Source organism: Pseudarthrobacter sp. TE9888, assembly GCF_056279345.1.
The window spans coordinates 453710-476401 of record NZ_JBWBRD010000002.1 but is presented as its reverse complement, the minus strand read 5'-3'; the positions used below and the strand labels follow the sequence as shown (position 1 = coordinate 476401).

The following is a 22692-nucleotide window of genomic DNA, read 5'->3' as shown; positions in this document are numbered from 1 at the left end:
CCAATCACCGTTCGCCTAAGATCTGATGTCAGCAGCGTTGCTTCGGAACCACTCGACAGTTCTCTTAACGCCATCGCTTAGGTCGATGCTTGATGTCCAACCCGCTGCTGCCAACTTGGATACGTCCAGCAGTTTTTGTGGCGTCCCATCTGGTTTAGTCGAATCCCAGACCACGTCACCCTGGTAACCCACAGAATCGGCCACGATTTCTGCTAATTCCTTAATGGTCACGTCGGTCCCGGTACCGACGTTTACCTGTTCGGCGCCATCATAATTTTCCAGCAGGTGTAGACAGGCTGAGGCCATGTCGTCCACATGCAAAAATTCGCGGCGGGGGGATCCGGTTCCCCAGTTTGTAACGCTGGAGGCACCCGTGAGCATGGCCTCCTCGAAACGGCGAATGAGGGCTGGTAGTACGTGAGAGCCGTTCGGAGAGAAATTATCGCCTGGTCCATAGAGGTTAGTGGGCATAGCTGATATCCACGGCAACCCGTACTGTCGGCGAACCGCTTGAACTTGCATGATTCCGGCTATTTTTGCAATAGCGTAGGCGTCGTTCGTGGGCTCAAGATGGCCGGTTAAGAGAGAGTCTTCACGTATTGGCTGCTCGGCATACTTCGGATAAATGCAAGACGACCCCAAGAATAGAAGTCTTTCAACGCCGCTTTCTCTAGCTGCATCCAGAATGTTAACCTGAATCCTCAAATTATCGCTAAGGAAGTCCACGGGGTATGTACTGTTGGCTAGAATACCGCCGACTTTAGCGGCTGCGAGAACCACATAGCGGGGTTTTGTCTCTCGAAAAAAGGCGAAAACTTCATCGCGATTTTTCAGATCGAGCTCTCGAGAGCCGCGACCGTGAAGGTTCGTAAAACCTTCGCCTTCAAGCTTGCGCCAAATGGCAGAACCCACCAGACCCCGATGGCCAGCAACGTAAAAAGTTGAGGAGCGATCCAATTCCCTTGGGGTGTACTCTGTTTTCATCAATTCTTCCAGCTAGGTAGATCGACAGTGTCAATCCAATCTTTGCCTGCGTGGGCTAGTGCCTGGATATCGGCGTCCACCATTATGCGGGCAAGTTCGGGTGTATGCACAGATGCCTTCCACCCGAGTTTTTCCTGTGCTTTGGAGGCATCGCCTACGAGTGCGTCCACTTCAGTCGGGCGAAGGTAGCGTTCGTCGAAACGGACATGATCTTCCCAATTGAGCCCAGCGTGATCAAACGAAATTTGGAGGAAGTCGCGAACGGTGTAGTTGCCACCTGTTGCAAGAACAAAGTCATCCGGTTCATCGGCTTGGAGCATCCGCCACATGCCTTCGACATACTCCGCGGCATAACCCCAGTCTCGAACGGCGTCAAGGTTGCCCATGTAGAGGAGATCCTGCTTACCTGCTTTGATCGCTGCAACAGCCCGGGTAATTTTTCGCGTTACGAATGTTTCTCCACGCCTCGGAGACTCATGATTGAAGAGAATGCCGTTTACGGCAAACATGCCATACGCTTCGCGATAATTTTTTGTTATCCAGTAGCTGTAGACCTTTGCAGCTCCGTAAGGAGAACGAGGATAGAAGGGTGTTGATTCGTCTTGCGGGGGAGGTGTAGCCCCAAACATTTCTGACGAGGATGCCTGGTAGAACTTGGTCTCGATCCCCGACATGCGGACCGCTTCGAGGAGTCGTATTGTTCCAACGCCCGTGGTGTCGGCTGTGTGTTCTGGTTCGTCAAATGAAACCCGGACGTGCGACTGTGCAGCGAGGTTATATACCTCGTCTGGACGTATGTCAGCAAGGAGTGTCACCAACCGTGCCCCGTCACTCAGATCTCCGTAGTGGAGAAACAGGCGGGCCTTCGGATCATGGGGATCCACGTAGAGATGATCCACTCGTGCTGTATTGAAAGTTGAAGCTCGGCGGATGAGGCCATGGACCTCATATCCTTTGGAGAGTAAAAGTTCGGCCAAGTAGGAACCGTCTTGTCCTGTGATGCCGGTTATTAGTGCGCGCTTAGTCATAGAATGCCCCCAGATGATGCAAAAAATAGTCACGCAACCTAACGGTTGCGCGACGTCGCCAGAGTCGTGATGAAATCATCATAGTGCCCGATCGCGGCTTCCTCGGACAGTGTTTCATAGCGATAGCGCAGACCGCGGATACCGAGCTCGCGCGCCAGTACAGAATCCTTTTTCAGGTATTCTGCAACATCAACAAGGGCGTCGGGATCAGCGCTGTCGATCCTCAACCCACCGCCCGAGTTGGCAATTTCTTGGGCTGTGACACTTCCCTCATCTGTTGCAGCGATCACGGGCTTACCCGCGTTGAAGTACGAGGTCAACTTACTCGGAACCGACATGTCCTTTACGCCGGGAAGTTCGTTCACTAGGAGAGCATCGGCACTGGTCAGAGCTAACTGAAAGTCATGGTCGGATAGTGAATCGATGAATGAGAGATGACTGTTCTGGCCAGCAAGTTGCTGCAGTCGGCGTCGCTGATTCCCGTCTCCTAAGAGAACGAATCGGACGGTGCTGTTTCTTTTCCGGGCTGAGGCGGCGGCTTCGACGACATTCTCCAGACCCTGCTTCTTACCCATGTTCCCGGCATGAAGCACTACGAAGTCGTCAGCCTGCCAACCCATCCTGGTCCTGAATGCTGTCTGACCATCAGTTGGACATTGAGGCAAGTGCGTCCAGTTGCGTATCACGGTGATCTTGTCAGAGTCGAGTCCTAGAGTATCTACGAGGTACTGACGGAACCTGTCGTGGATCACGACCACTCCATCGGCTTGTCCAAGAACCCAGGCTTCGAAGCGGGCAGCGAGCTTGGCCGAAGTTCCCGTCGCCCCTGAGGTCTCGACTAAACCTCTGCTATATAAGTCTTGGACCCATATCGCTGTTGCGGGACGTCTAGGGCTCAGCCGAGCACGAAGCACAGCTAGGGACGTGGCGAAAAGAGCAGGGCTAACCATGATAACGATTTCCGGCCCGCCCCACCGAGTGGCTATGAGGCGAGCACCGAAGCTGAGTTCCATGTGCAAGCGACTAAGAGCAGACGGCTTAGCAGGAACATGGTGGCGAAGCCTCTTTACCAAGACGCCATTAATTGACTCCCGGACGCTCCACCCACCGTAGCCGGCGGCTATTTTCCACTCCGGATAATGGGGGTATCCGGTAACAACAGAAACTTGGTGCCCACTGCGAACCAGACCAGCTGCCAAGCTTGACGTGTAGGGTGCGTTGCCTGATGGCTCTGGACTGTAGTGCAGCCCCAGAAGCGCGATGCGAGACATATAAAGCTCCTAAAAATTGCGATCTGCGGTAGTAGTTATGCGGAATCAAATACTCGCGACAAAATTCCGAAAAGCGGATGCTGCGCCAGCCGGGCTGCAGGCATGGCTAACGGCAGCCGATGATCGTCGTCGCGCCTCACTACGATCGGACCAGGAGGTAAGCCGAGACTTGAGAGATTGCGACACATCGTCCCGATTGGCCGGCGTTACGTCAATGTCTGCAAGGCGAGCAAAGTCGGCGGCAGACATGACCCTGTCAACCAACACCAAATCAGCTTCTGCGACTAGAGCCTCAACGGCTGCGTGGCAATAGTTCTCAACCAGCGATGTCACAGCCACAACCCGCGACCGCCTGAAATACTCCAGGGTTTCGCTGTGCGTCTTCCACCCATGCCATACGACTTGGCTAGAAATTCCGAGTTTTTCGGCCTCTTCTTTGAGGGTGCTTACGTACTCAGGATCGCCGTCGCCCACCAGATGCAGGGCACTCTGATCCCCGAGGTCAGCGAAACCCTTGAGTAGTAGAGGAATGTCTTTTTGCGGGTCTAGACGACCGACAAAAAGAACATCCAGGTCGCGATGCCCGGTGCTTTTAGTGGTTTTAGCTGTGATGGACACGGACGGGTGAAGGATTATTTCTGAGCGCCTCCAAGACCGTGGCTCACTCAAATCACGTTCACCCGTCGACGCAAAAATAACACCGTCAATCTTACTTAGGATGACGCTCACTGCCGGCCTCAGGCATCGCTTCACCAAGCGATGCTTGGCCCAGTCGTAAGTCGTGAGCGACATCGTGGGAATAAGAATTACGGGCCGATTCTTGCGTCTAAGTAATACCGCGGACAAAGCGTTGAGTATGCCTATTACAAAAAAAGAAAGGTGCCAAACTCCGACGACTACGATGGCACCTCCTGGTCGCTGACCCCTGAAGAGCCGAAACAACGCCCCCAACTTAGCAGGTATCGTTCCGCTGATGCCCAGCAGTTTGGTTGCCTTCGAGTCAGAGAAATTCTTCGCCATCTCCTCTGTCGTACCCAAGCCTGCTATTTTGGTTCGAGCCCCAATACTTTCGAGACCCTCGACATACCCCCAAATGGTACGTGTGGGTCCTCCTATCTTGTCGTGGACTCGCCCGAGAACAAATGTGTAGTAGGGATAAGCGGGATTTTCGGTTTGACTCGACTCAGTCATTTGCGGACCTTCTTCTGTCTTGTTCATTTTGTTCAAGCGAGAACTCATCTATTAGGAGTTCATACACGAACATTCGTCTCAAGTAGGATCGACCCTCAGGGCCATCGAGAAATCCTCGACGAATAACGAGGTAATAAATAATAGACGCAAACTTGCGTAGTCCTCCGAGTCGATACCGAATGGTTCGCAGGACCCCGCGTCTATCTGGACTGACGGGGGCATTACCTTGGTTGGTGATTCTTGCACTTTCCCATTTAGCGTACCGGACATGCTTCATCAGCCAGTCCTCAAAGCCTTTGGCATTTGTTTCGTGGATATAAGGGACGGAGATGAATCCTACTAATCTTTTGTCGCTAAAGTCCTCCCACACGCCTCCTACAAAGCTGACAGGGGAATCGCGTTTGACGATACGAGGGTGCCAATTTGGATATCCGCTGGTGTGCTTTATCCACTTATCGTAGTAGATGAACGCAGGTGCGGCATAGAAGGCCTGGTATCTAGATGCGGAGAGGGATTTAATGACTTCATTCTCGAATTCATTTGTAGACTCCTCGTCAGCGTCAAGAAACAGGATCCAGTCACCTTTCACGGGTAAGTTATGCATTGCCCAATTCCGCTGTTCACTGATGAGAAAGACGCCCTCTTGGCGATGCTTATATACGTTCGCCCCCATTCTTTCGGCAATGTCGCAAGTCGCATCGCTGCTTTCACTGTCAACGACGAAGATTTCGTCGCACCATCCAAGACTCTTGATTGCGTTTGCGATGGTTTCTTCCTCGTTGAGAGTAAGAATCACAGCACTTATCTTCGGGGATGAAGCGGAGTCCATAACGTCCTTCGTACGGTAGATGATCTGCTGTGGGGGAAGTGGTCGTGCAGACCGCCAAGAGGTGCCACGCTGGCTACTTCTCCCAAACTGGCTACTTCCCCAAAAGGATAGTGGAACAGCGTGCTGCCGTTGGCGGCGCGAAACCTCCAAACTAAAAGCTGGCCGTAGCTCCAACTTTGACGAACCACCCGGACCTCAGGTTGCGACCGGAGAGGGCGCAGACACTGATCCCTGGTCGTGGCGCTTCGCATGATTGCCGACCTATCCAGCATGCAGATCGACTGCAAATCGGCAGGTACACTATGACCTGACTTAACGACGACTTCCGGCTCGCTACCTTTGGGCCAGTCGATCGAGACCGCAGGGGGAAGCTTTGGAAATTCGGGACCTGGTTACTCTAGTGCGACGAAACTGGCTGATCATCGTGTCAATGTGCCTGTTGGGCGTTGTATGCGGCGGCCTCTTTTCTCTTCTTGAAAAGCCGACGTACACATCAGAAACCGAGTTGTTCGTGGCAATCCAGAACTCTGGAAGTGTCCAAGAGTTGCAGCAGGGCAATACATTTACGCAGGCTCGCGTCCAGTCCTATGTAAAGGCTGCGACCACGCCGGTTGTGCTCCAGCCGGCTATTGATTCACTCGGGTTGGATCTTCGGCCGAAGGAGCTTGCTCAGCGCGTTACCGCAAGCGCGGATCTTAATACTGTCTTGATCAAGATCCGAGCTTCGGACGCGTCGCCGGTACAGGCATCAGCGCTAGCAAAGGCCGTGGGAGAAAGTCTCATAAACGCCGTTCAAACCTTGGAGACAACCCGACCTGGTGACGTGTCACCGGTACGTCTGTCGGTCATAACGCCTGCTGTGGCGCCGGAGTCACCGTCCGCTCCGAATACAAAGCTGAGTCTACTTTTTGGCGCCGTACTCGGACTTGGCGTAGGCGTCGGGGCGTCATTCATCAGACGTGCAACCGATACTAAAATCAGAGGCGAAGCTGACCTGCGACTCGTTACGGATTCGCCCGTATTGGCCGGCATCGCTTTTGATGCGGACGCGAGTAAGAGCCCGCTTTTGAGCCAGGTACCAACCCAAGGACCGAGAGCTGAAGCTTTTCGGCAGCTGCGAACAAACTTGCAGTTTGCCACCATGACTTCCTCGCGTGGAGCCATAATGGTCACTTCTTCGATGCCAGGTGAGGGGAAGAGCACAACTGCAATCAACCTCGCCATTGCTTGCGCGCAGACAGGAAGTTCGGTCTGCTTGGTCGACGCCGACCTCCGTAGACCGATGATTGGCGAGTACTTGGGCCTGGAAACCGGAGTCGGCCTGAGCACTGCGCTAGTTGGAGCGCTCGATCTGGATGATGTTCTCCAACCATGGGGGAGCGAGAACCTATTTGTCCTGACCGCCGGTCAAACCCCTCCCAATCCGAGTGAGATTCTTGGATCGGCAGCAATGAAGAACCTTTTAGAGCGTCTCGAGATGACCTTCGACATTGTGATCATCGACACCCCTCCCCTTCTGCCTGTAACAGATGCGGCAGTCCTGGCCCAAAGCGTACAAGGCGCGATCGTCGTTGTTGGGGCCCAGAGGACTAAACGTCTCGAGCTTGAGCGATCCTTGGGATCGTTGGAAATGGTCAATTCGCGCGTTCTGGGCATCGTTCTCAACAGGACGGCCACTAAAGGCCCCGACGCGTACGGTGGAGGAACCTATGCCTACGCTAGCCACGGACATCTGCCTCGCGAGAACGGAGGCTTTCGTTCTAGCGGGCCCGGAGGCGATGTAGAGGACGACATGGGTCGTACTCATTTCGCCAATCATGATGGTGCCCGAAGCGTTTACGAGCCGGAACTCGCGGAACAAAGGCGTGCCGTTGCGTTCCCGCTTCGGTCACGAACGGACCGCTAATGTCCGACGGTAGGTGGACGGCCTAGGCCCCAACATGACCAGTGCCCTAAAGAGGCTTCAACCGTCGACAGGGAGAGGGTTGGGCAAGACTTGGTTGGTCCTGGGGTATGCGCTTACAACAATGCTGCTAGGCGTATCAGGGCTTCTGTTCATACCAGCTGTGGTGCAAGTTGCGGGCGCAGCCGTTTGGGCTTCAGTCGCCATTGGCCAAGCTTTCGGAGTCATCCTTGCCGTGATCGTGGGGTACGGATGGGCTTTAACTGGTCCTGCCATGATCGCAGGCAGCAGCATAGACCAACAAGTCCTAGAATTTCGCAAGTCGGTAATTGGGCGGTGTCTAATTGGTATTCCTGCCGTCACTATTGGAACAGCGCTGTCGTGGTGGATTTTCCCGGGTAATGAATTGATAACGGGCCTAGCATTACTAGGAACGTCCCTGACGGGGCTCAGTAGTAATTGGTTTTTCGTGGGCCTGGGGCGACCTTTCGCCTTGCTGTGGTGTGAAACGGTGCCTCGTACTGTTGCAACACTTGCCGCAATTGTGGCGCTCTCTCAAGGCTGCTCGCTGGAAAATGGGCTAATTATTCAGTTACTGGGTATTATTGTCGCGTTGACGATAACGCTTGTTGTCATATCCCGGTGGGCGAAACGGTTTGAAGTTGGCATGGAAGCTGTTGCTCCCATGACTCTTTCATCGGTGATTGAGTCCCTGCGAATCCAGACGCATGGAATGACTTCGAGCTTAATTTCTGTTTTGTTCTTGTCGGCGCCTGTCTTGGTGGTGGGCGTTGTTGCGCCATCGGCTCTTCCTGCATTTGCACTTGCCGACAAAATTCAGAAGCAGTTCATTTCAGGGATTGCGCCGATTATCAGTGTGGCTCAGGGGTGGGTTCCAAAAGGCCGGACCAGAACTGGCATCATCATTCGAAGCAGAAAAGCTTTAGCCTTGGGTGGGTTGCTCGCTGCCTTCGCTGCCACTTGTATGTTCATCCTTGGGCCCTGGCTGTGGGTATTTTTAGGGGCCGGTGAAATCCAGTTTGATCTGGGTTTGATAGCTGTCGTTGCCGCGGTCTGTTCCCTGATTTTCTTTGAACGTATTTGCAGTCGTGCCGGCCTTATACCTGTTGGCGGTGGTGGGCAGCTCGTTATGGCCACTTCTGTTGGCAGTCTTGCGGGAGTCGCACTAGTCCTTCTGCTAGTGCCACTTGGTGCTACCGCGGCACTTATCGGTGTCGGGACAGGATTTGCTGTAACGGTCGCTTTGGAAGTCGTCTTCTGGGGTCGTCGCGTGCGCTCTCAACGGCGGCGGCGTGAGAATCGCATCTTATGATCCAGAGTTGTCAGTTTGCTAAGGCGTACCGACGTATTGGCTCTTATTGGAAAGGTCACTTATGAAAATTGCCACTCTCTTAGCGGGCCTACTTCCAAGTGGGTGGGCGAAGAACCGAATTTTGAATCGTATTGGCTTTGATGTTCACGATACCGCGGAAATAAAACCCTGCCTACTAATCGGCGTTGATCGGTTATACGCTGGCCCTAAAGCCCGTATCGGTACTTTTTCGTGCCTGCGGTCGCTGAAGGAAGTGCGCCTTGAAGAGGGGGCACGTATAGGGCAGCTGAACTGGATCTCTGCGGCTCCTGACCTGTCCTACGGGCCGAAGTCGGGGCGACTTCTTATAGGAGCAAAGGCGGCCATTACAAATCGCCACTATCTTGATTGCAGTGGAGGCATAGAGATAGGTGCTTACACGACTGTTGCAGGTGTTAGGTCGACCTTTATTACGCATGGTATTAACTGGAAAACATCTGAACAATCGATTGCTCCAATCACGCTCGGCTCCTATTGCATAGTTTCGTCCAACGTAAACGTGACCCCCGGAACGGTCCTAGCCGATTACTCGGTTGTAGGCATGGGTGTAACCATTGATAAATCGCTGCCCACCGGAGGCGGCCTGGTTGTTTCTGCTAGGGGTGAGGTCGTAAAGCCAGAGATGAAGGGGCAGTATTTCAAGCGCCGAGAGGGAGTGGTGAGACCGCCGGGTGGCTTGAGGGCTGACGAAGTGGGTAATCAGCGACAGTAACACGCAGTTTTGGCTCATTGGTGGGTCCTAAGCGATAAAACCTTATAGCCCGGCTAGCTCGTGGTTGCCGCAAATGGAAGTTGCGGTTACGAACTCAGTGCACAAGCACAGGGGGCTGGCCTGTACGCTGATATACCTTTTGTATGCGCTACCAATGGTCAGTGACAAGTAGGGCGAGGTTTTGGGTGACGCCCTCAGAGCACAGGCCCGCTTTCATATGCCGGATTGAGATCCTTGTATGTGCCGGTCGATGTGGGTTTTGCATTTGTCAGCCTGATACTCGCCCGTCTTCGGTGTTCGAGGCGTGGCGCGCCATCGCCCAAGAGAATCGGCGAAATCTGTGGTGTATCGCCTTTGCGCCTGACGTTAGGACGTCCTCATTCCTCTTGACAAGCCCTGAAGCGAGATCGTCAACAATGCAGCAAGGGTCTTCCGTGCTGGTCAGTTGCCGAGAAGACCCTACAGTGATCGCGTAGGACAGCAGATGGTTGTTATCGCAGACGGTCTGACCGATGGGATGCAACGCTCAGCAGCGCGGTCGGCGGGATGGGGTTTGTCCCTGGCCGGAGCTGGCCTAATGGTCGCCGTGGACTTCTGGTTCAAGCGGGAGTAGCAGCGCGCTTCTTGGTCAGTTCCCGCGAGTACAGCCGCTGTGACGTTGCCTTGGGCGCGCTAAACCTCCGTGGCCCACCCAACGAACGCCACGACAGTCGCCCAACCAAGGCGATCTGCAAGCCCATTAGCCCGCCCCGTTCACCCGTCCGCATCCTAACCAGGACTTGCGTTGAACGCGGTGAATACGGCCCAGGTAGCAACGAGAGTAAGCGCGGAGGACCACACGGTCTAGCGGGGCGTCACGCCACCGAACAGGCTGAAGACAAGGGAAAGGGCGATGGCGCCGAACCATCCGAAATTAATGGACCCTTGTCCCAGCGGACCAGCGGACCAGCGGACCAGCGGACCAGCAGACCAGCCGGAAGGCCGGACAGGCCCGAATGTTTGAGAGTCTCACCGAGAACCTGAGGCAGGAACTCCGGTTTGTTGGGCCAGAGCGAACGTGGGATCAGGGCGCGGAATCCCGCAGTAAGATCCGAATAGACCCTCACGGACCTCGATGCCCAGGAAATCCGGTTGACCAGCTACGGATTCAGGAAACGTTCCGCGCATCAGCCAGTCCCAGTGAGTATTTGAAGCTTTGAGCGCCACCTGTTCGTGCGGTTCAGCGCCGGGGTTCGTGCGGGAGAGCGCCAGCGGTCGCGTGGCCTGGCACCGCTGACGCCCTCCTTGACGGTTGCTAGGCGGTTACGAGTGCCGTGTGCTCGCGCATGTTGTAGCTGCCTGTCTCGACCCAGATCGTGTTGTGGATGATCCGGTCCATGATCGCATCGGCGTGAACCCCGGAGCCGAGCCGCTGGTGCCAGTCCTTCTGCGAGTACTGGGTGCAGAACACTGTTGACGTCTCACCGTAGCGGCGTTCCATCAGTTCCAGCAGCATGGTGCGCATCGATTCCGTGGGTCGATCCAGCAGCCACTCATCAATGACCAGCAGGGTAAACGCCGCATATTTACGCAGGAATTTGCCGGATCCGCCAGGGGTGTCTTGGGCGGCGACCCAGGCTTCCTCGAGGTCGGGCATGCGGACGTAATGCGCGCGGATGCGGTGTTCGCATGCTCGTTTAGCAATCGCGCATCCCAGGTAGGACTTCCCCGACCCGGTGAACCCTTGGAAGACAACGTTTTGCTGCCGGGCCACGAACGAGCAGGTGCCGAGCTGGCTCAGCAGCGGCCGGTCAAGACCTCGCTCGTCAAGGAGGTCGATGCGGCGCAAGTCAGCGTTCGGGTAGCGCAGCCCCGCTCGCCGGATCAGGCCGCTGACTTTGGCATGGGTGAACGAGGCGTAGGCGTCATCGACGACCAGCCGGAGACGATCTTCGAACGGCAGGCTAATGCTCAGCGTCTCATCTTGGGTATCGATGGCCTCCAGCAGCTCGCCCGCGTTCATCTCCCGCAGCTTGCGTTTGGTTTCCGTGTCCAGGCGGCTCATCGGGTCCCTCCTGCGTAGTAGGAGCTGCCGCGCACGTATCCGCCATCTTCGTCATCAGGGTCCTCGACGTGCCCGGTTTTGTCTTGCCCGGTGTCCAGGATCGGCCGCAGGTGGGCGTAACGGGGCGATCGTATCGGCCCGCGCAACGCGAGCTGGCATGCGGCTTCGACCCGGGCTGGTGAGAACCTGCGAGACAGGCGCAGGACCGCCAGGGCCGGGTCGTAGCCGGCTTCCTCGATGCGGACGGACTGGAAGATCTTCTCGATCACGGTCCCGGTCGCCGGTCCCATCCGTAAGGCCCAGGCGTCGATCCGGGCCCGGTCCCAGGCTTGCCAGCTGTGCCCCTCAGGAAGGTCGGCTTCGTTCGTCCGATACTGGTTCGTCATCGTCACGGGCAGCAGCAGGTGGCTGGTCAGGCGCTCATCACCCCGATAGATCTCGAGCATGGTGTCCGTGACGCGAAGATCAACATGCGCGCCGATGTGGGTGAACGGGACTGAGTAGAAGTTCTTTGCCCAGACCACGTGTCCGTTCCGGCCTACTTTGCGCCCATAGGTCCAGGTGCTGATCTCGAACGTCACCGCCGGCAACGGTTGCAGCAGCGGCTTCTCCTCGGCCGTGAACACGCTCAACCGGGAGCCCTCCCGCTTCTGGAACGGCTCTCGGTTGTAGGCATCGATCTGCTCCCGAATCCGGGCCCGCAGCTGCACCAGGCTGGCGAACTGCTCCTGCCTCAGACCCGCAATCACCCAGGTGGCGATGTGCGAGACAGTGTTTTCGACGCTCGCTTTGTCTTTCGGGTGCCGCACCCGGCCAGGTAGTACCGCCGCCGAATAATGCGCCGCCAACTCCCGGTAGGCGTCGTTGAGGACGACTTCGCCCTCGCGCGGGTGAGAGATCACCCCGGTCTTCAGGTTGTCCGGGACGAGCCGCGGGACCGTGCCGCCGAAGAATGCGAACATCGCCGCATGCGCCCGCAGCCACGACTCCTGCCGCATATCCAACGTCGCCTCCACGAACGCATACCTGCTGAACGGCAGGCAGGCGACGAACAGATACACCTTCGAGATCTCTCCCGTTGCCGGGTCAACGAGCTGCAGCGTAGGCCCTGACCAGTCGACCTCGACGCTGCGGCCGGCCTTATGGCCGACCCGGGACGACGCGCCAGTGACATTCGCGTAATCGCCATAAAGCCTGCAGAACCGGTCATAACTCATCGCCGCCTGCCCGGCCCGACTGCACCCGTCGAGATACTCCTGATGCAACAGCTTCAACGTCACCCCGACCCTTGCCAGCTCACGGTGCACCTGAATCCAGTCCGGTTGCGCGAACACGCTCTCCCGCACCCCGCGACCGGGAAACAGCGTCAGATACACCTCGCCCTCAGATTTCTCCGCAACGTCGTCCCAACCGAGCCCGAGCTGATCCGCAGCGTCGATCACCGCCTGAATGCTGTGCCTCGACATGCCCTGAGCAAGCGAGATCGCTCTGCCGGACAGGCCCTGATTGCGCAACTGCAAGACGAGCTTCGCCCTGATCTTCCGTACCATTACCGGTACTCCTTCCACCACGTGGCCGTCACGCGGTGGAAGGAGCCTTACAGGTGGCGCTCAACCACACCAACACCGGCGCCGACCAGCGCAAATCGTGGGATCGGACCCTGGCGCTAACCCGCACCACACATGGACCCCTCAAGAGCGAATATTCAGTCCCAGTTCGGCGGCTCCATCTCCGCGCTTGTTATTCGTTCCGAGTGAGCCTCAGTTCACTACGGCAAACTTTCACACGCGGGGCATGTTCACGACCCAGTACACCTTCCGTTCGTGGCGGGAAGGCAATCCGGGTATAGCACCTCCGCCGGAAGACTTCCGCAGCTTTGATTTCGACTGCGAGTCAACGATATATAGGTCTGCATTGACCTCTGCGCCGGTGTCTTGACGATACGTGGTGACAACGATTAGGTACATCCCGAGTGCTAATTTAAGGGCTTCCCTAGATCATGCCTGTGGTGACTTGGACACGAAAAGGACAGTCTGAGGATCTGGCAGGACTGCAGTGCCCGTTACATTTATTGGGTCCCCGAGGGTCGGGGATTTGGTCGCTGGATCCGGTATGACTTTCTTGCCCTGTCTTTGATGATCCGGGGGGTGTTGTCGCCGGGTTCGGAGGCACGCGTTGACTGCTGATAGGGACACGGCCGGCTCCTTCCGATGGGGCCAGGTCTCTTTGTAACGTGGGTGCCAGCATCGGGTGTCGTGACTGCGGCCATAAGTGGTGCAAAGGAGCGCCGGATGGACGAACGATACGAGATTTTCTGCGGGCTTGATGTGGGCAAATCCGAGCACCACGCCGCGGCATTGAACGCAGCTGGCGAACGGGTCTTCGACAGGCCCCTGCCTCAGGATGAGGCGCGGCTGCGCGAGCTGTTCACCGGGCTACAGCAGCACGGCCGCGTGCTCGTGATCGTCGACCAGCCCAACACCATCGGCGCTCTTCCGATAGCCGTGGCCAGAGACTGCGGCTGCACTGTTGCTTACCTGCCCGGCCTGGCGATGCGTAAAGCCGCTGACCTGTATCCGGGAAAGTCCAAGACGGATGCACGTGATGCGTTCATCATCGCCGAGACTGCACGTGCGATGCCGCACACGCTGCGGGCCGTTGACCGCGACAGCGAGGTGCTCGCGGCCCTAAAGGTGCTCTCCGGATTCGACGCGGACCTGACCCATGAGTGCACCAGGGCGATCAACCGGCTGCGGTCGCTGTTGCTGCAGATTTTCCCCGCCCTGGAGCGAGTCTTCCCGGGGACAGTGCTGACCCGGTCCCTGGTCCTGGAGCTGTTCATCAAATATGCCGGACCGACCGGCCTGCGGGCCGCGGGGCGATCCAACGTGTTGCGCTGGGCCAGGAACCACAGCCGCAAGGACCCGGTGAACCTGGTTGACGCCGTCTTCACGGCACTGGGCGAGCAGACGGTCACCGTGATCGGCACCGAAGCCGTCGAATTGGTCATCCCCCGCGTCGCCGCCCAGATCAAGGAACTCAAACACCAGCGAGCCATCGTGGCCGAAGAAGTCGACAAGCTCCTCGATGACTTCCCTCTTTCCCAGGTCTTGATGTCCATGCCGGGAGTCGGCATCAAGACCGCAGCGACGATACTCCTGACCATCGGCGATGCCGGCACCTTCACCTCTCCCGGGCACCTCGCCGCCTACGCAGGCATCGCCCCTGTCACACGACGCTCCGGCACCTCGATACGCGGTGAATTCCCCGCACGATCAGGGAACAAACAACTCAAGAACGCCCTCTTCAGATCCGCCTGGATCGCCAGCTGCCACCACCCCGCATCGAAGGCCTACTACCAAAAGAAACGGGCACAGGGGAAGAAGCACAACGCCGCCGTCATCTGCCTGGCCCGCCGGCGCTGCGACGTCATCTACGCAATGCTCAAACACGGCACCTTCTACGAGGAAAAACCCGCCCTGGCCGCTTGACCAAAAGCATAGGGACACCCCCCATGGGTACAATCGGTCACCAAGACAAATGCACACTGCACGGCCGGAGGTTCGGAGAAACAATGTCGGAATGGCTCGAAGTCGGCACGGACAACTATGTGCTGGTCACTGAAGGATCCTTGCTGAACACGGGCCTGATCGTTGGTTCCGAACGCGCCATGGTCATCGATACTGGCTGCGGTCCGCGCCAGGGACGCGAGATTCTGGATGCCGTCCGCGAGAAGACTGAACTTCCCATTGTGGTCGTTAACACTCACGCCCACTACGACCACTTCTTTGGCAACGCCGTCTTCGCTGAGGCGGGCGTGACCGAGTTCTGGGCCCACCAGAACTGTGCAATCGAGATCGACCGTCGCGGCGACGCGCAGCGCCGGCAAGTTGGAACCCTGGAACCTGAGATGGCCGCCAGTGAGGGCGAGAATGTGGAGCTTGTGGCCCCCAACGCCATCGTCAAGGACCAGCCCGTCCTCGTAGACCTTGGTGGCCTGACTGCAACCCTGTTCTACCTGGGCCGCGGCCACACCGGTGGAGACCTACTGGTTGGAACTTCCACAACTCTATATGTGGGCGACCTTGTGGAGCAGGCTGCCCACCCCTCGTTCGAGGACTCCTACCCGGAAGAGTGGGCAGACGCCCTGCGACACATCTCAGCCCTGCGCCATCGCTACGAATTCCTCATCCCTGGCCATGGGAATCCGTGCAGCGACCAGTTCGTCAGAACCATGGCCAACACTATGAGTACGGCCGTTCGCCAGGCTCGCCAATCCATCCGCGATGCCCCCAACGACGCCACCAAGGCCATCCCGGTTCTGCCGTACGGCCCGGAGCAATCCCGCTGGTTCATCAAGCGCCTGCAGGACAACTGGCGCAGCAGCCAGAACGCGTCGTAACCACATGCCCCCTTAGGGAACGTTGAAGTTGGTTTCCTAGCCCCTGGTAGATCACGTCCCCGTCGGTCGCCTCAGGGCCGCAACGGACTGCACCTGCGTCTCACCGCCCTGCCCGCCGGCGGCGACTGCTCCGGCCCCGCCGTCCTCCTCCAGCCTTGACGCGGGAGGTAGGGGGACGCTCGCTGGTTTGACTCAATTTGTCAAATACGTTGACTCATGGTTGGGTGATGATGAACGGGATGGAAAGACTGCTTACCAATGGAGGATTTTGTGGTTCTTTCGGACTACGTGATTGCACTGACCGCACTGCTTGGAACCCTGCTGGTTCCCTTCGCCGTCCTCTACCAGATGCTGCGGCTCAAGCGCCGCGCACTCCGGATCCCCATCCGGCCCGCACCCGCACCCAGAGGTAATCAACGCTGACCATGCCGTATGTCGACATCAACCCCCACAAAGGCCGCCCCAGATGGGTGAGCTACGCCGTCCTTGCCGTACTCCTGGTTCTCACCGCCGCGGTAGTTTCCGCTGCTCTGATCCACCACTGACCAGGAGACACTGGGCCAGCGCCCCCTGCCGGACCCCCTAGACTTATTGATTGAACCAGTGCCGCATAACCGCTTGCCGAAACGTCCGGGGGGACACACATGCCACATCCGGCGGATGAGAATGCAGGCGCCCAAGCAGAGGATGCAGGGCAGCCGCGACTGCGCCGACGCCGCGACCTTCGTCGTGCCGACGGCTCAGAGCAGGATGCCTGGACAGGAACCATGCCAGCCGTTACCCCCGAAATGTCCAGTTCCAGTGACGCCGGCAAGCCGGTGACACGCCGATCCTCTTGGGCGGAAGCGGCGGCCGCAGCCGACGCCAACAAACCGTCCCGTGCACCGTCAGCGGCTGCCCCAGGTGTTCCTGCCGCTCCTGCGGCGCCGGCCCCGGCCCAGCCGGTGCCGGGCCCAATCTCCTCAGCTCCCACACCGCTGGACTCCGCGCCCGCTGAGGCAGCCGACCAAGCTGCTGCCCCGGCGTCGGACGTTCCGGCCGGGACCCCTTCCTTCCGGCGGAGCCGGCCCACCGTGGCCGATGAAATTGCCGACAGCCCCATGCCCGACTTCATTGGCTCGCCGGGCCTGTTTGTCAAGGAGCAGAAGCCGCGCCCCCGCGGAGGCATCCGCGGCGCCCTCTACAACCTGACGGGCGGCGCCTGGAACCTGGGCCCGGGACCCAAGCAGCGCCAGGAGGACGAGCTGGGCCGACGCATCTCCCGCCAACTCCAGGGCAGCTACAACACGGCCATCCTGAGCCTCAAGGGCGGCATCGGCAAAACCTCCACCACCGTGGGTGTCGGCCTGACCCTGGCCGAATACCGCGGGGACGCTCCCTGCGCTATCGACGCCAACCCGGATTCAGGCGACTTGGTCGAGCGCGCGCTGGGTGAGGGCATCTACCAGCAGTCCAGCCCGAGGACCATCACGGACCTGCTAGAGAACATCGACTCCATCGACTCGCTGACCGCCCTTGCCCGGTACATGCACCACGCCGGGCGGCTGCACCTGATCGCGGGGGAGCAGGATCCGGAAGTCTCGGACTCCCTGACGGCGGAGGAATACCTCCGGATCCGCAAGCTCATCTCCAGCTACTACTCTGTGGCCCTGACGGACTGCGGCACCGGTGTGACCCATAATGCCATGAGCGGCATCCTGCAGTCGGCCGACAACCTTGTGATCGCCGCTGGCTATGCAGTGTCCGGCGCCAAGCGGGCCCGCAGCACCCTGCACTGGCTGGCAAGCCACGGCTACGAGGACCTTGCGCGCAATGCGATCGTGGTCATCACGGACAAGGACGAGGTGTCCTCCCGCGTTGACAAGGACGCCATTGAGGAGCACCTGTCCGGGATTTGCCGAGAGCTGATCGCTGTGCCGCACGACCGTGGTGTGGCTGACGGTGACCTGGTGACCCTGGACGTGCTGAAGCCGGAGACGCGGCGTGCCTACAAGGAAATCGCAGCGGCAATTGTGGACGGGTATCGGTAATAGCGAAAGTTCCGGGGTGTTGCATAAGTGGATTTATCTGACCCCTTCGGACGGACTGATAATCTTGTCCCATGAAACGTGGGGGAATAAGTGACGTGCGCTTGGTCGGCGTTTTGAGAGTCTTGGTGGCAGGGTTTTTCTTGGGCGGTGTCGCTCTGTTCATGCCGAGTGAGTCCGGCCCGGCTAACCTCGACTTCGTCACTATCACCGCATGGATACTGGCTGCAGCCTGCGCGATTGCTTCCATGTTCATTGAAGACGGCAGCGCTCGGAGTTGAAGACGCCTATTGACGGCGCCACTTGGGCTGTTGCCTTGACCGGCGCTGTTGGCGTTCTGCTGATCATTGTGGCGCTGGCCTCGAACAGCCTGGTTGTTGCTGGAGGCATCCTCGCGCTCCTACTCGCGGTTCTCTTGGTACTTGCCAAAGGACTGCGTGCCATGGTCCTTGTGCTGGCATTCGCCGCCTACTTCTTTTCCCCAATGATTGCGGTGCGTCTTGCTGAAGCGCTCACGGTAGGAGATGTGTTCCTCGTTGCCGCTGTCGGTGTGGCGCTCTTTGCAGCACGGGACACGCTGCCACTTCCTCGATCCGCGAAGGGATTCATTGGGGTGCTTGCTCTGATGGTCGGCGGTGGCTCCCTCGCTTCCATTACGGTGTCGCAGGATCCGGGAACATCGTTTTCCCAGATGATGCAGTACGCCATCGCTATAGTCCTATCGCTGGCCCTCGTGCGCCTGCTGAAGCCGACAAAGGGAACCCTGATAGGTCTAGGCCTCGCTTACGGGCTCGGGGCCTCGGTGTCCTGCGCTGTCGCTATCGCTGACAAGGTGAACCCGCGACCCTCAGGCCTGGCTTTGCACTCAAATCACTTGGCCCTCTCATCAGCCCTTGCCGTAGGTGTCTGGGTAGCTCTCCTGCTGGCCACCAAGAGCAAGATGCTTGGCCTGCTCGCAATCGCCGGGATCGTGACCTGCGTATGGGGCACGGTAATCGGCGGCTCACGCGCCGGGGTAGTCGCTGTTGCTGTTGTGGTCATGCTGACGGTGTTGGGGATCGGTGCCAGCAAGCTGACCGGCTTTCTGGTGCTGGCAACGGGCGGCGGTGTGCTGGCAATCGTCATGGGTTACATCGACATCTCCGGTTCGAACAATGCTATTGGCCGGCTCCTCGGTGGGGGCACTGCGGAACAGGCCGACCTAGGGCGGTCGGAGCACTACGACCGTGTGTGGGACAGAATCGATGGCAGCCCGTTTATCGGAACGGGTTTTGCGGATGCTCGTGACGGCCATTCCCTCTACCTTCAGATGTGGGATTGCGCCGGAGTCTGGGGAATCATCGCCGCCCTGCTACTAGTCCTTACTCCGGTCCTGGCTTACCTTCGTGCCCGGCGGGTAAAAGCCAGGGTGTCCGTTGCCCTCTGGTCCGGCTACATGGGCTACCTCGCGGCTGCCATTCTCTCCAACCAGATTTGGGACCGGTACATCTGGTTGGCGCTGGCTTTGGCTATGATCAGCGAACACCTGATGCCTAAACCAGCGCCTGTTTCCAAAGATGTTCCTTCGGAACCGTCAGCGACAAGATCCATTCTTGTCCGCAATCAGAAGGCCTCGATGCAGCGGCAGTCCGCTGCACTCAAGTCACAGTCCTAGGACATTTTGCGGAGTTCGACGGCTTGCACTGAGTAGTCGGCGGCGAGCCTGTCCAGGGCGGCGGCCCCGTTACGGCGAACGGTCCGGATGACGGGCGGGCAAGTGCACCAACGACGGTCACGTCTTTGCGGACACCCTGAGCGGGCGCCGTGGCGGTGACCTGGGAGGATATCTGTTGGGCGCCGATGATGGCGGACCCATCATTTCCCAGGACGTGGACGGGGGCCTGGAACCGGACATCACCCGCGCCCGCCGTCGGGTTGGTAGTGATCAGCACAATGTCATAGGTTGACCAGCTACTCGGCACGTACACCTGAGCCCGGATATCCTCGGTTGCCGCACTGTCCAGCGCCCAGTTTGGGACTCCAAGCGCGTTCATGCCAAGCGCGGGCGACCGGTCAGGGCGAAGAACTGGGTGGCGGGGATGCGGACGGTTGTGGTGGGTGCCGCGCTGTAGGCGTCGTCTCCCCGTTTCTGCCCCGCTGCGGCCGCCTGCGCGGTGGCCCCTGCTGGGGTGCGAGCGGTCATTTCCGCCCAGTACCGGCCCAGATGGTGACGCCCACTACGGGCTTGTAAGCCTTCCAGAATGGGTAACGGTCGGTGCCGTTGGTGCCGGTGTGGGGGTGATGGCTGACAGTGCTACCCCGTTGATGAACGTGACGGCGGTGTCGCCGGTCATGATCGTGACGGCCTTGTTGGTATGCCTGCCCGCCGCGATCCATGACGCCTGGTCTGCATGCTGGACAAGGGGTGTCGGTAGCGTCTGCGTCTTGATGAGAACAGCGGCCGGAGCGCTACCGGTTTCGTTGACGTAGTATTCCAACCGGTCCGTGTTGAGGATGATGTGCCAGCGAAGAACACCACCTCACAGCCCACGGTGGTAGCCGGCTAGGTGAGGGGTGCTGTGCGGGTGTCCATGTAGTACTGCCCAGCGGTTCCGTTGCTAATCAACACCCCGTTCTGCATAACGATGTTTGTTGCCCCGGTGAAGCCGTGCCCGAACGACTGCCCACTGTCAGCCGCTACCAGGCAACTGGTTTGGTTGGTGAAGTCGGAGCGGATGTCCGAGTTTCGGCCCGTCGCCACCGCTGTAGCAGTTGTGGCAGTAAGTGCCGTTGCCGTCTCAAGCAGGTAGGTCACTGTGCCGTCGTCCTCCAGGACGACCTCCCACAGGTATTCCTGCCCGCTGTCAGGGGCGTGGCGAAGAATCCGTCCCGTACTGTCGTGGTGGTGTTGGCCGCCCGGTACTGGAAGCTCCATTTGTCCCGCTGGACGATGAAGTGCCCGGAGTCGGCAATCAGTGCGGTGCTGTTGTACCCGGCGCCGACCACGATCGCTACTAGGGTGGTTGCCCCTCCGGTCGTCAGCACCTTGAACTTGACGTCTAGGCGGTGGCCGGAGGCTATAGGGAAGCCAGCGTAACCTGACCCGACTGCGGTGCAGACCAGCGCTCCGCCCGCGATCTGTGGCAGCCCGGCGCCCGTCACGTCGTACACCTGACCTGACGGGGCGGTCCCCAGTGCTCCGTTGGCCCGTTCAAAGTCATCCCAGTAGATGAGCTTTTCGCCGATCTGCTCCACGATGGCCGTTTTCAGGGGAGTGGATTCTGCCACGGCGGCAGGGCCATAAGTGGCAGAAAGCGGCACCTGAAAATTTTGGCTTAGCCGCTTATGTTCTGTGCCGGGCCACCTCCAATGGATCGCCACCCAGCCATGTGCGGCATCGCAGGAAGGCGCGGGCGCCGACAAGATTGGCCCGCCAAAAGGGCTAAGGGGATCTGGGCGAGCATATACGCGTGACTGATCGGGAACACAGGTGCTTTCGCCGTATGGTTCCCGACAGGCAGCGGCCTCTCAGCGCTTAGATTCAGAAGGCCTTGAATCCTCCGCCGCTTTATTGCCGTACACGGCAGCTTTCCCGGAACGAGCGGTCGCTGGGCATGGCTCCCGGGCGCGTAGAGCTTCGAAAACCCCCAGCAGGTGCGGCCACTCGCCGGAATCGGTTCCCGGACGCCGTCCTACTCCAAACTCCCTCCACGCAGAAGGTGCCCCCGTGGAATGAACCGGGGGGCACCTTTCGTGCAGCGGCTGCTAGACCAGCACCCTTTCAGCCGGCGCCGCCTGGCCCAACCCTGCGAAGATGCTGCTATCCAGGTCCGCGACGGAGGACTTGCCCACGAACCCCATCGCCCCCTTGAACTCGTCCTGCAGAATGCTGAACACCCGGTCCACCGCCGACTCCCCGTCGGTGGCAAGGGCGTAGGCGAAAGGACGTCCGGCGAGGGCTGCCTTGGCGCCCAGTGCCACGGCCTTGACGATGTCGTGGCCGCGCCGGATGCCGCCGTCGAGATAGATCTCCGCGCGGCCGCCCACGGTGTCAACGATGGACGGCAGGACGTCGATGGTGGCGGGCTGGGAGTCAAACTGCCGGCCGCCGTGGTTGGAGACGAAGATGCCGTCGGCGCCCTCGTCCACTGCTCGGGCTGCGTCCTCGGCGTCCATGATGCCCTTGATCACCAGGTTCCCCTTCCACTCGGAACGGAGCCTGGCGAAGTCCTCCCAGTTGGCGCCCGGGTTCTTGTTGGAAGCCATCCAGTTGTTCATCTCGTCCATGCGCAGCGGGCGGCCGTTGATCTGGTAGTTCCCGTACGTCATCTTCCGGCCGGTGAGCCACCGCCACAGCCAGGCAGGGCGGGTGGCGGCGTTGAAGTAGTCCGCCACCGGCGGGCGCGGCGGCATGGACAGCCCGTGGTGAAGGTCCCGTTCGCGCTTGCTGGAGGACCCGACGTCGCCCGCCACCACCAGCGTCTCGACGCCTACCGCCCGTGCCCGATTGATGTAGCTGGCGGTTTCCTCCGGATCCTTCCAGAAGGCGATCTGCGCCCACAGGTTGTTGGGCGCCACCTTGGCCACCTCTTCCAGCGAGCAGCCGGCCCAGGCGCTGTGGATGAAGATGGACCCTGCCCGGACCGCGGCCCGGGCAACGGCAGGATCCGAACCCGGGTGGAAGATGGTGAGCATTCCCATGGGTGCCACCATCAGCGGCATGGCCAGGGAATGGCCCAGCACGGTGGTGGACGTGCTGAGTCCCCGGAGGTCCACCATTGACCGTTGGCGAAGCATCAGGGCGTCGAACCGGTCCTCGTTGGCGCGCATGGTGGTTTCGTCCAGCGCGCCGCCCTCCAAGTAATCCGAGATCATCTTCGGAAGCTGCTTCCGGGAAGCCTTGCGGTAGTCATCGATGCTGACAATCCATTTGTTTCTCAAGGGTCCTGC

At 59.1% G+C, this 22692-nt stretch carries 19 protein-coding genes; 8 read left to right on the top strand and 11 right to left on the bottom strand.

The features are described 5' to 3' along the window. Nucleotides 1-15: 15 nt before the first annotated feature. From ACZ9J7_RS02795 to ACZ9J7_RS02775, 5 genes are all read right to left on the bottom strand, one after another. On the bottom strand, nucleotides 16-984 hold the full coding sequence (locus tag ACZ9J7_RS02795) for a GDP-L-fucose synthase family protein (protein ID WP_476206843.1): 969 nt from the start codon (nucleotides 982-984) through the stop codon (nucleotides 16-18). Then, nucleotides 984-2012, bottom strand: a complete 1029-nt coding sequence (gene gmd, locus ACZ9J7_RS02790; RefSeq protein ID WP_476206841.1) for a GDP-mannose 4,6-dehydratase — start codon at nucleotides 2010-2012, stop codon at nucleotides 984-986. The genes ACZ9J7_RS02795 and gmd overlap by 1 nt, the downstream gene beginning before the upstream one ends. A gap of 38 nt (nucleotides 2013-2050) precedes the next feature. Then, complete coding sequence (locus ACZ9J7_RS02785; protein ID WP_476206839.1) at nucleotides 2051-3283, bottom strand: glycosyltransferase family 4 protein; 1233 nt, start codon at nucleotides 3281-3283, stop codon at nucleotides 2051-2053. Between the two features lie 45 nt (nucleotides 3284-3328). Then, the gene (locus ACZ9J7_RS02780; RefSeq protein ID WP_476206837.1) at nucleotides 3329-3901 is read right to left on the bottom strand and encodes a glycosyltransferase; all 573 of its coding nucleotides are present in this window, start codon (nucleotides 3899-3901) and stop codon (nucleotides 3329-3331) included. A 565-nt stretch (nucleotides 3902-4466) separates the two neighbouring features. Next, on the bottom strand, nucleotides 4467-5303 hold the full coding sequence (locus ACZ9J7_RS02775) for a glycosyltransferase family 2 protein (RefSeq protein WP_476206836.1): 837 nt from the start codon (nucleotides 5301-5303) through the stop codon (nucleotides 4467-4469). A gap of 373 nt (nucleotides 5304-5676) precedes the next feature. On the opposite strand from ACZ9J7_RS02775, the gene ACZ9J7_RS02770 reads away from it, so the two are divergent. The 3 genes from ACZ9J7_RS02770 (at nucleotide 5677) to ACZ9J7_RS02760 (ending at nucleotide 9290) form a co-directional block, all read left to right on the top strand. Then, entirely contained in the window at nucleotides 5677-7209 is a 1533-nt protein-coding gene (locus ACZ9J7_RS02770) for a tyrosine-protein kinase domain-containing protein (protein WP_476206834.1), read from the top strand. Nucleotides 7210-7288: 79 nt separating this feature from the next. After that, nucleotides 7289-8539 carry a hypothetical protein gene (locus tag ACZ9J7_RS02765; RefSeq protein WP_476206832.1) on the top strand — a complete coding sequence of 417 codons (1251 nt, stop codon included), beginning with the start codon at nucleotides 7289-7291 and terminating at the stop codon, nucleotides 8537-8539. A 61-nt stretch (nucleotides 8540-8600) separates the two neighbouring features. Beyond that, nucleotides 8601-9290: an acyltransferase gene (locus tag ACZ9J7_RS02760; protein WP_476206830.1), complete on the top strand. Its 690-nt coding sequence runs from the start codon at nucleotides 8601-8603 to the stop codon at nucleotides 9288-9290. A 1294-nt stretch (nucleotides 9291-10584) separates the two neighbouring features. On the opposite strand, the gene ACZ9J7_RS02755 is transcribed toward ACZ9J7_RS02760, so the two are convergent. Together ACZ9J7_RS02755 and istA are read right to left on the bottom strand one after the other, a co-directional pair. Beyond that, entirely contained in the window at nucleotides 10585-11334 is a 750-nt protein-coding gene (locus ACZ9J7_RS02755) for an ATP-binding protein (protein ID WP_476206829.1), read from the bottom strand. After that, entirely contained in the window at nucleotides 11331-12884 is a 1554-nt protein-coding gene (gene istA, locus ACZ9J7_RS02750; RefSeq protein ID WP_476206828.1) for an IS21 family transposase, read from the bottom strand. The genes ACZ9J7_RS02755 and istA overlap by 4 nt, the downstream gene beginning before the upstream one ends. A gap of 741 nt (nucleotides 12885-13625) precedes the next feature. On the opposite strand from istA, the gene ACZ9J7_RS02745 reads away from it, so the two are divergent. The 5 genes from ACZ9J7_RS02745 (at nucleotide 13626) to ACZ9J7_RS02725 (ending at nucleotide 19417) form a co-directional block, all read left to right on the top strand. Next, nucleotides 13626-14825 carry an IS110 family RNA-guided transposase gene (locus tag ACZ9J7_RS02745; protein WP_476206826.1) on the top strand — a complete coding sequence of 400 codons (1200 nt, stop codon included), beginning with the start codon at nucleotides 13626-13628 and terminating at the stop codon, nucleotides 14823-14825. A gap of 83 nt (nucleotides 14826-14908) precedes the next feature. Continuing rightward, nucleotides 14909-15736 (top strand): MBL fold metallo-hydrolase, encoded by an 828-nt coding sequence (locus ACZ9J7_RS02740; RefSeq protein ID WP_476206824.1) that lies wholly within the window; start codon nucleotides 14909-14911, stop codon nucleotides 15734-15736. A gap of 270 nt (nucleotides 15737-16006) precedes the next feature. Continuing rightward, complete coding sequence (locus ACZ9J7_RS02735) at nucleotides 16007-16159, top strand: hypothetical protein (RefSeq protein WP_476206822.1); 153 nt, start codon at nucleotides 16007-16009, stop codon at nucleotides 16157-16159. Between the two features lie 344 nt (nucleotides 16160-16503). Then, entirely contained in the window at nucleotides 16504-17766 is a 1263-nt protein-coding gene (locus ACZ9J7_RS02730; RefSeq protein ID WP_476206820.1) for a MinD/ParA family ATP-binding protein, read from the top strand. A 313-nt stretch (nucleotides 17767-18079) separates the two neighbouring features. Further along, the gene (locus ACZ9J7_RS02725; protein ID WP_476206818.1) at nucleotides 18080-19417 is read left to right on the top strand and encodes an O-antigen ligase family protein; all 1338 of its coding nucleotides are present in this window, start codon (nucleotides 18080-18082) and stop codon (nucleotides 19415-19417) included. 375 nt (nucleotides 19418-19792) lie between these two features. Here ACZ9J7_RS02725 and ACZ9J7_RS02720 read toward each other — a convergent pair whose 3' ends face one another. The 4 genes from ACZ9J7_RS02720 to ACZ9J7_RS02705 form a co-directional block, all read right to left on the bottom strand. Then, nucleotides 19793-19945 carry a hypothetical protein gene (locus ACZ9J7_RS02720; protein ID WP_476206816.1) on the bottom strand — a complete coding sequence of 51 codons (153 nt, stop codon included), beginning with the start codon at nucleotides 19943-19945 and terminating at the stop codon, nucleotides 19793-19795. A 34-nt stretch (nucleotides 19946-19979) separates the two neighbouring features. Continuing rightward, nucleotides 19980-20240 carry a hypothetical protein gene (locus ACZ9J7_RS02715; RefSeq protein ID WP_476206814.1) on the bottom strand — a complete coding sequence of 87 codons (261 nt, stop codon included), beginning with the start codon at nucleotides 20238-20240 and terminating at the stop codon, nucleotides 19980-19982. A gap of 313 nt (nucleotides 20241-20553) precedes the next feature. Next, nucleotides 20554-21063: a hypothetical protein gene (locus ACZ9J7_RS02710; RefSeq protein WP_476206812.1), complete on the bottom strand. Its 510-nt coding sequence runs from the start codon at nucleotides 21061-21063 to the stop codon at nucleotides 20554-20556. A gap of 444 nt (nucleotides 21064-21507) precedes the next feature. Continuing rightward, a complete protein-coding gene (locus tag ACZ9J7_RS02705; protein WP_476206810.1) occupies nucleotides 21508-22683 on the bottom strand; it encodes an alpha-hydroxy acid oxidase in 1176 nt (391 codons plus the stop codon). Nucleotides 22684-22692: the final 9 nt, after the last annotated feature.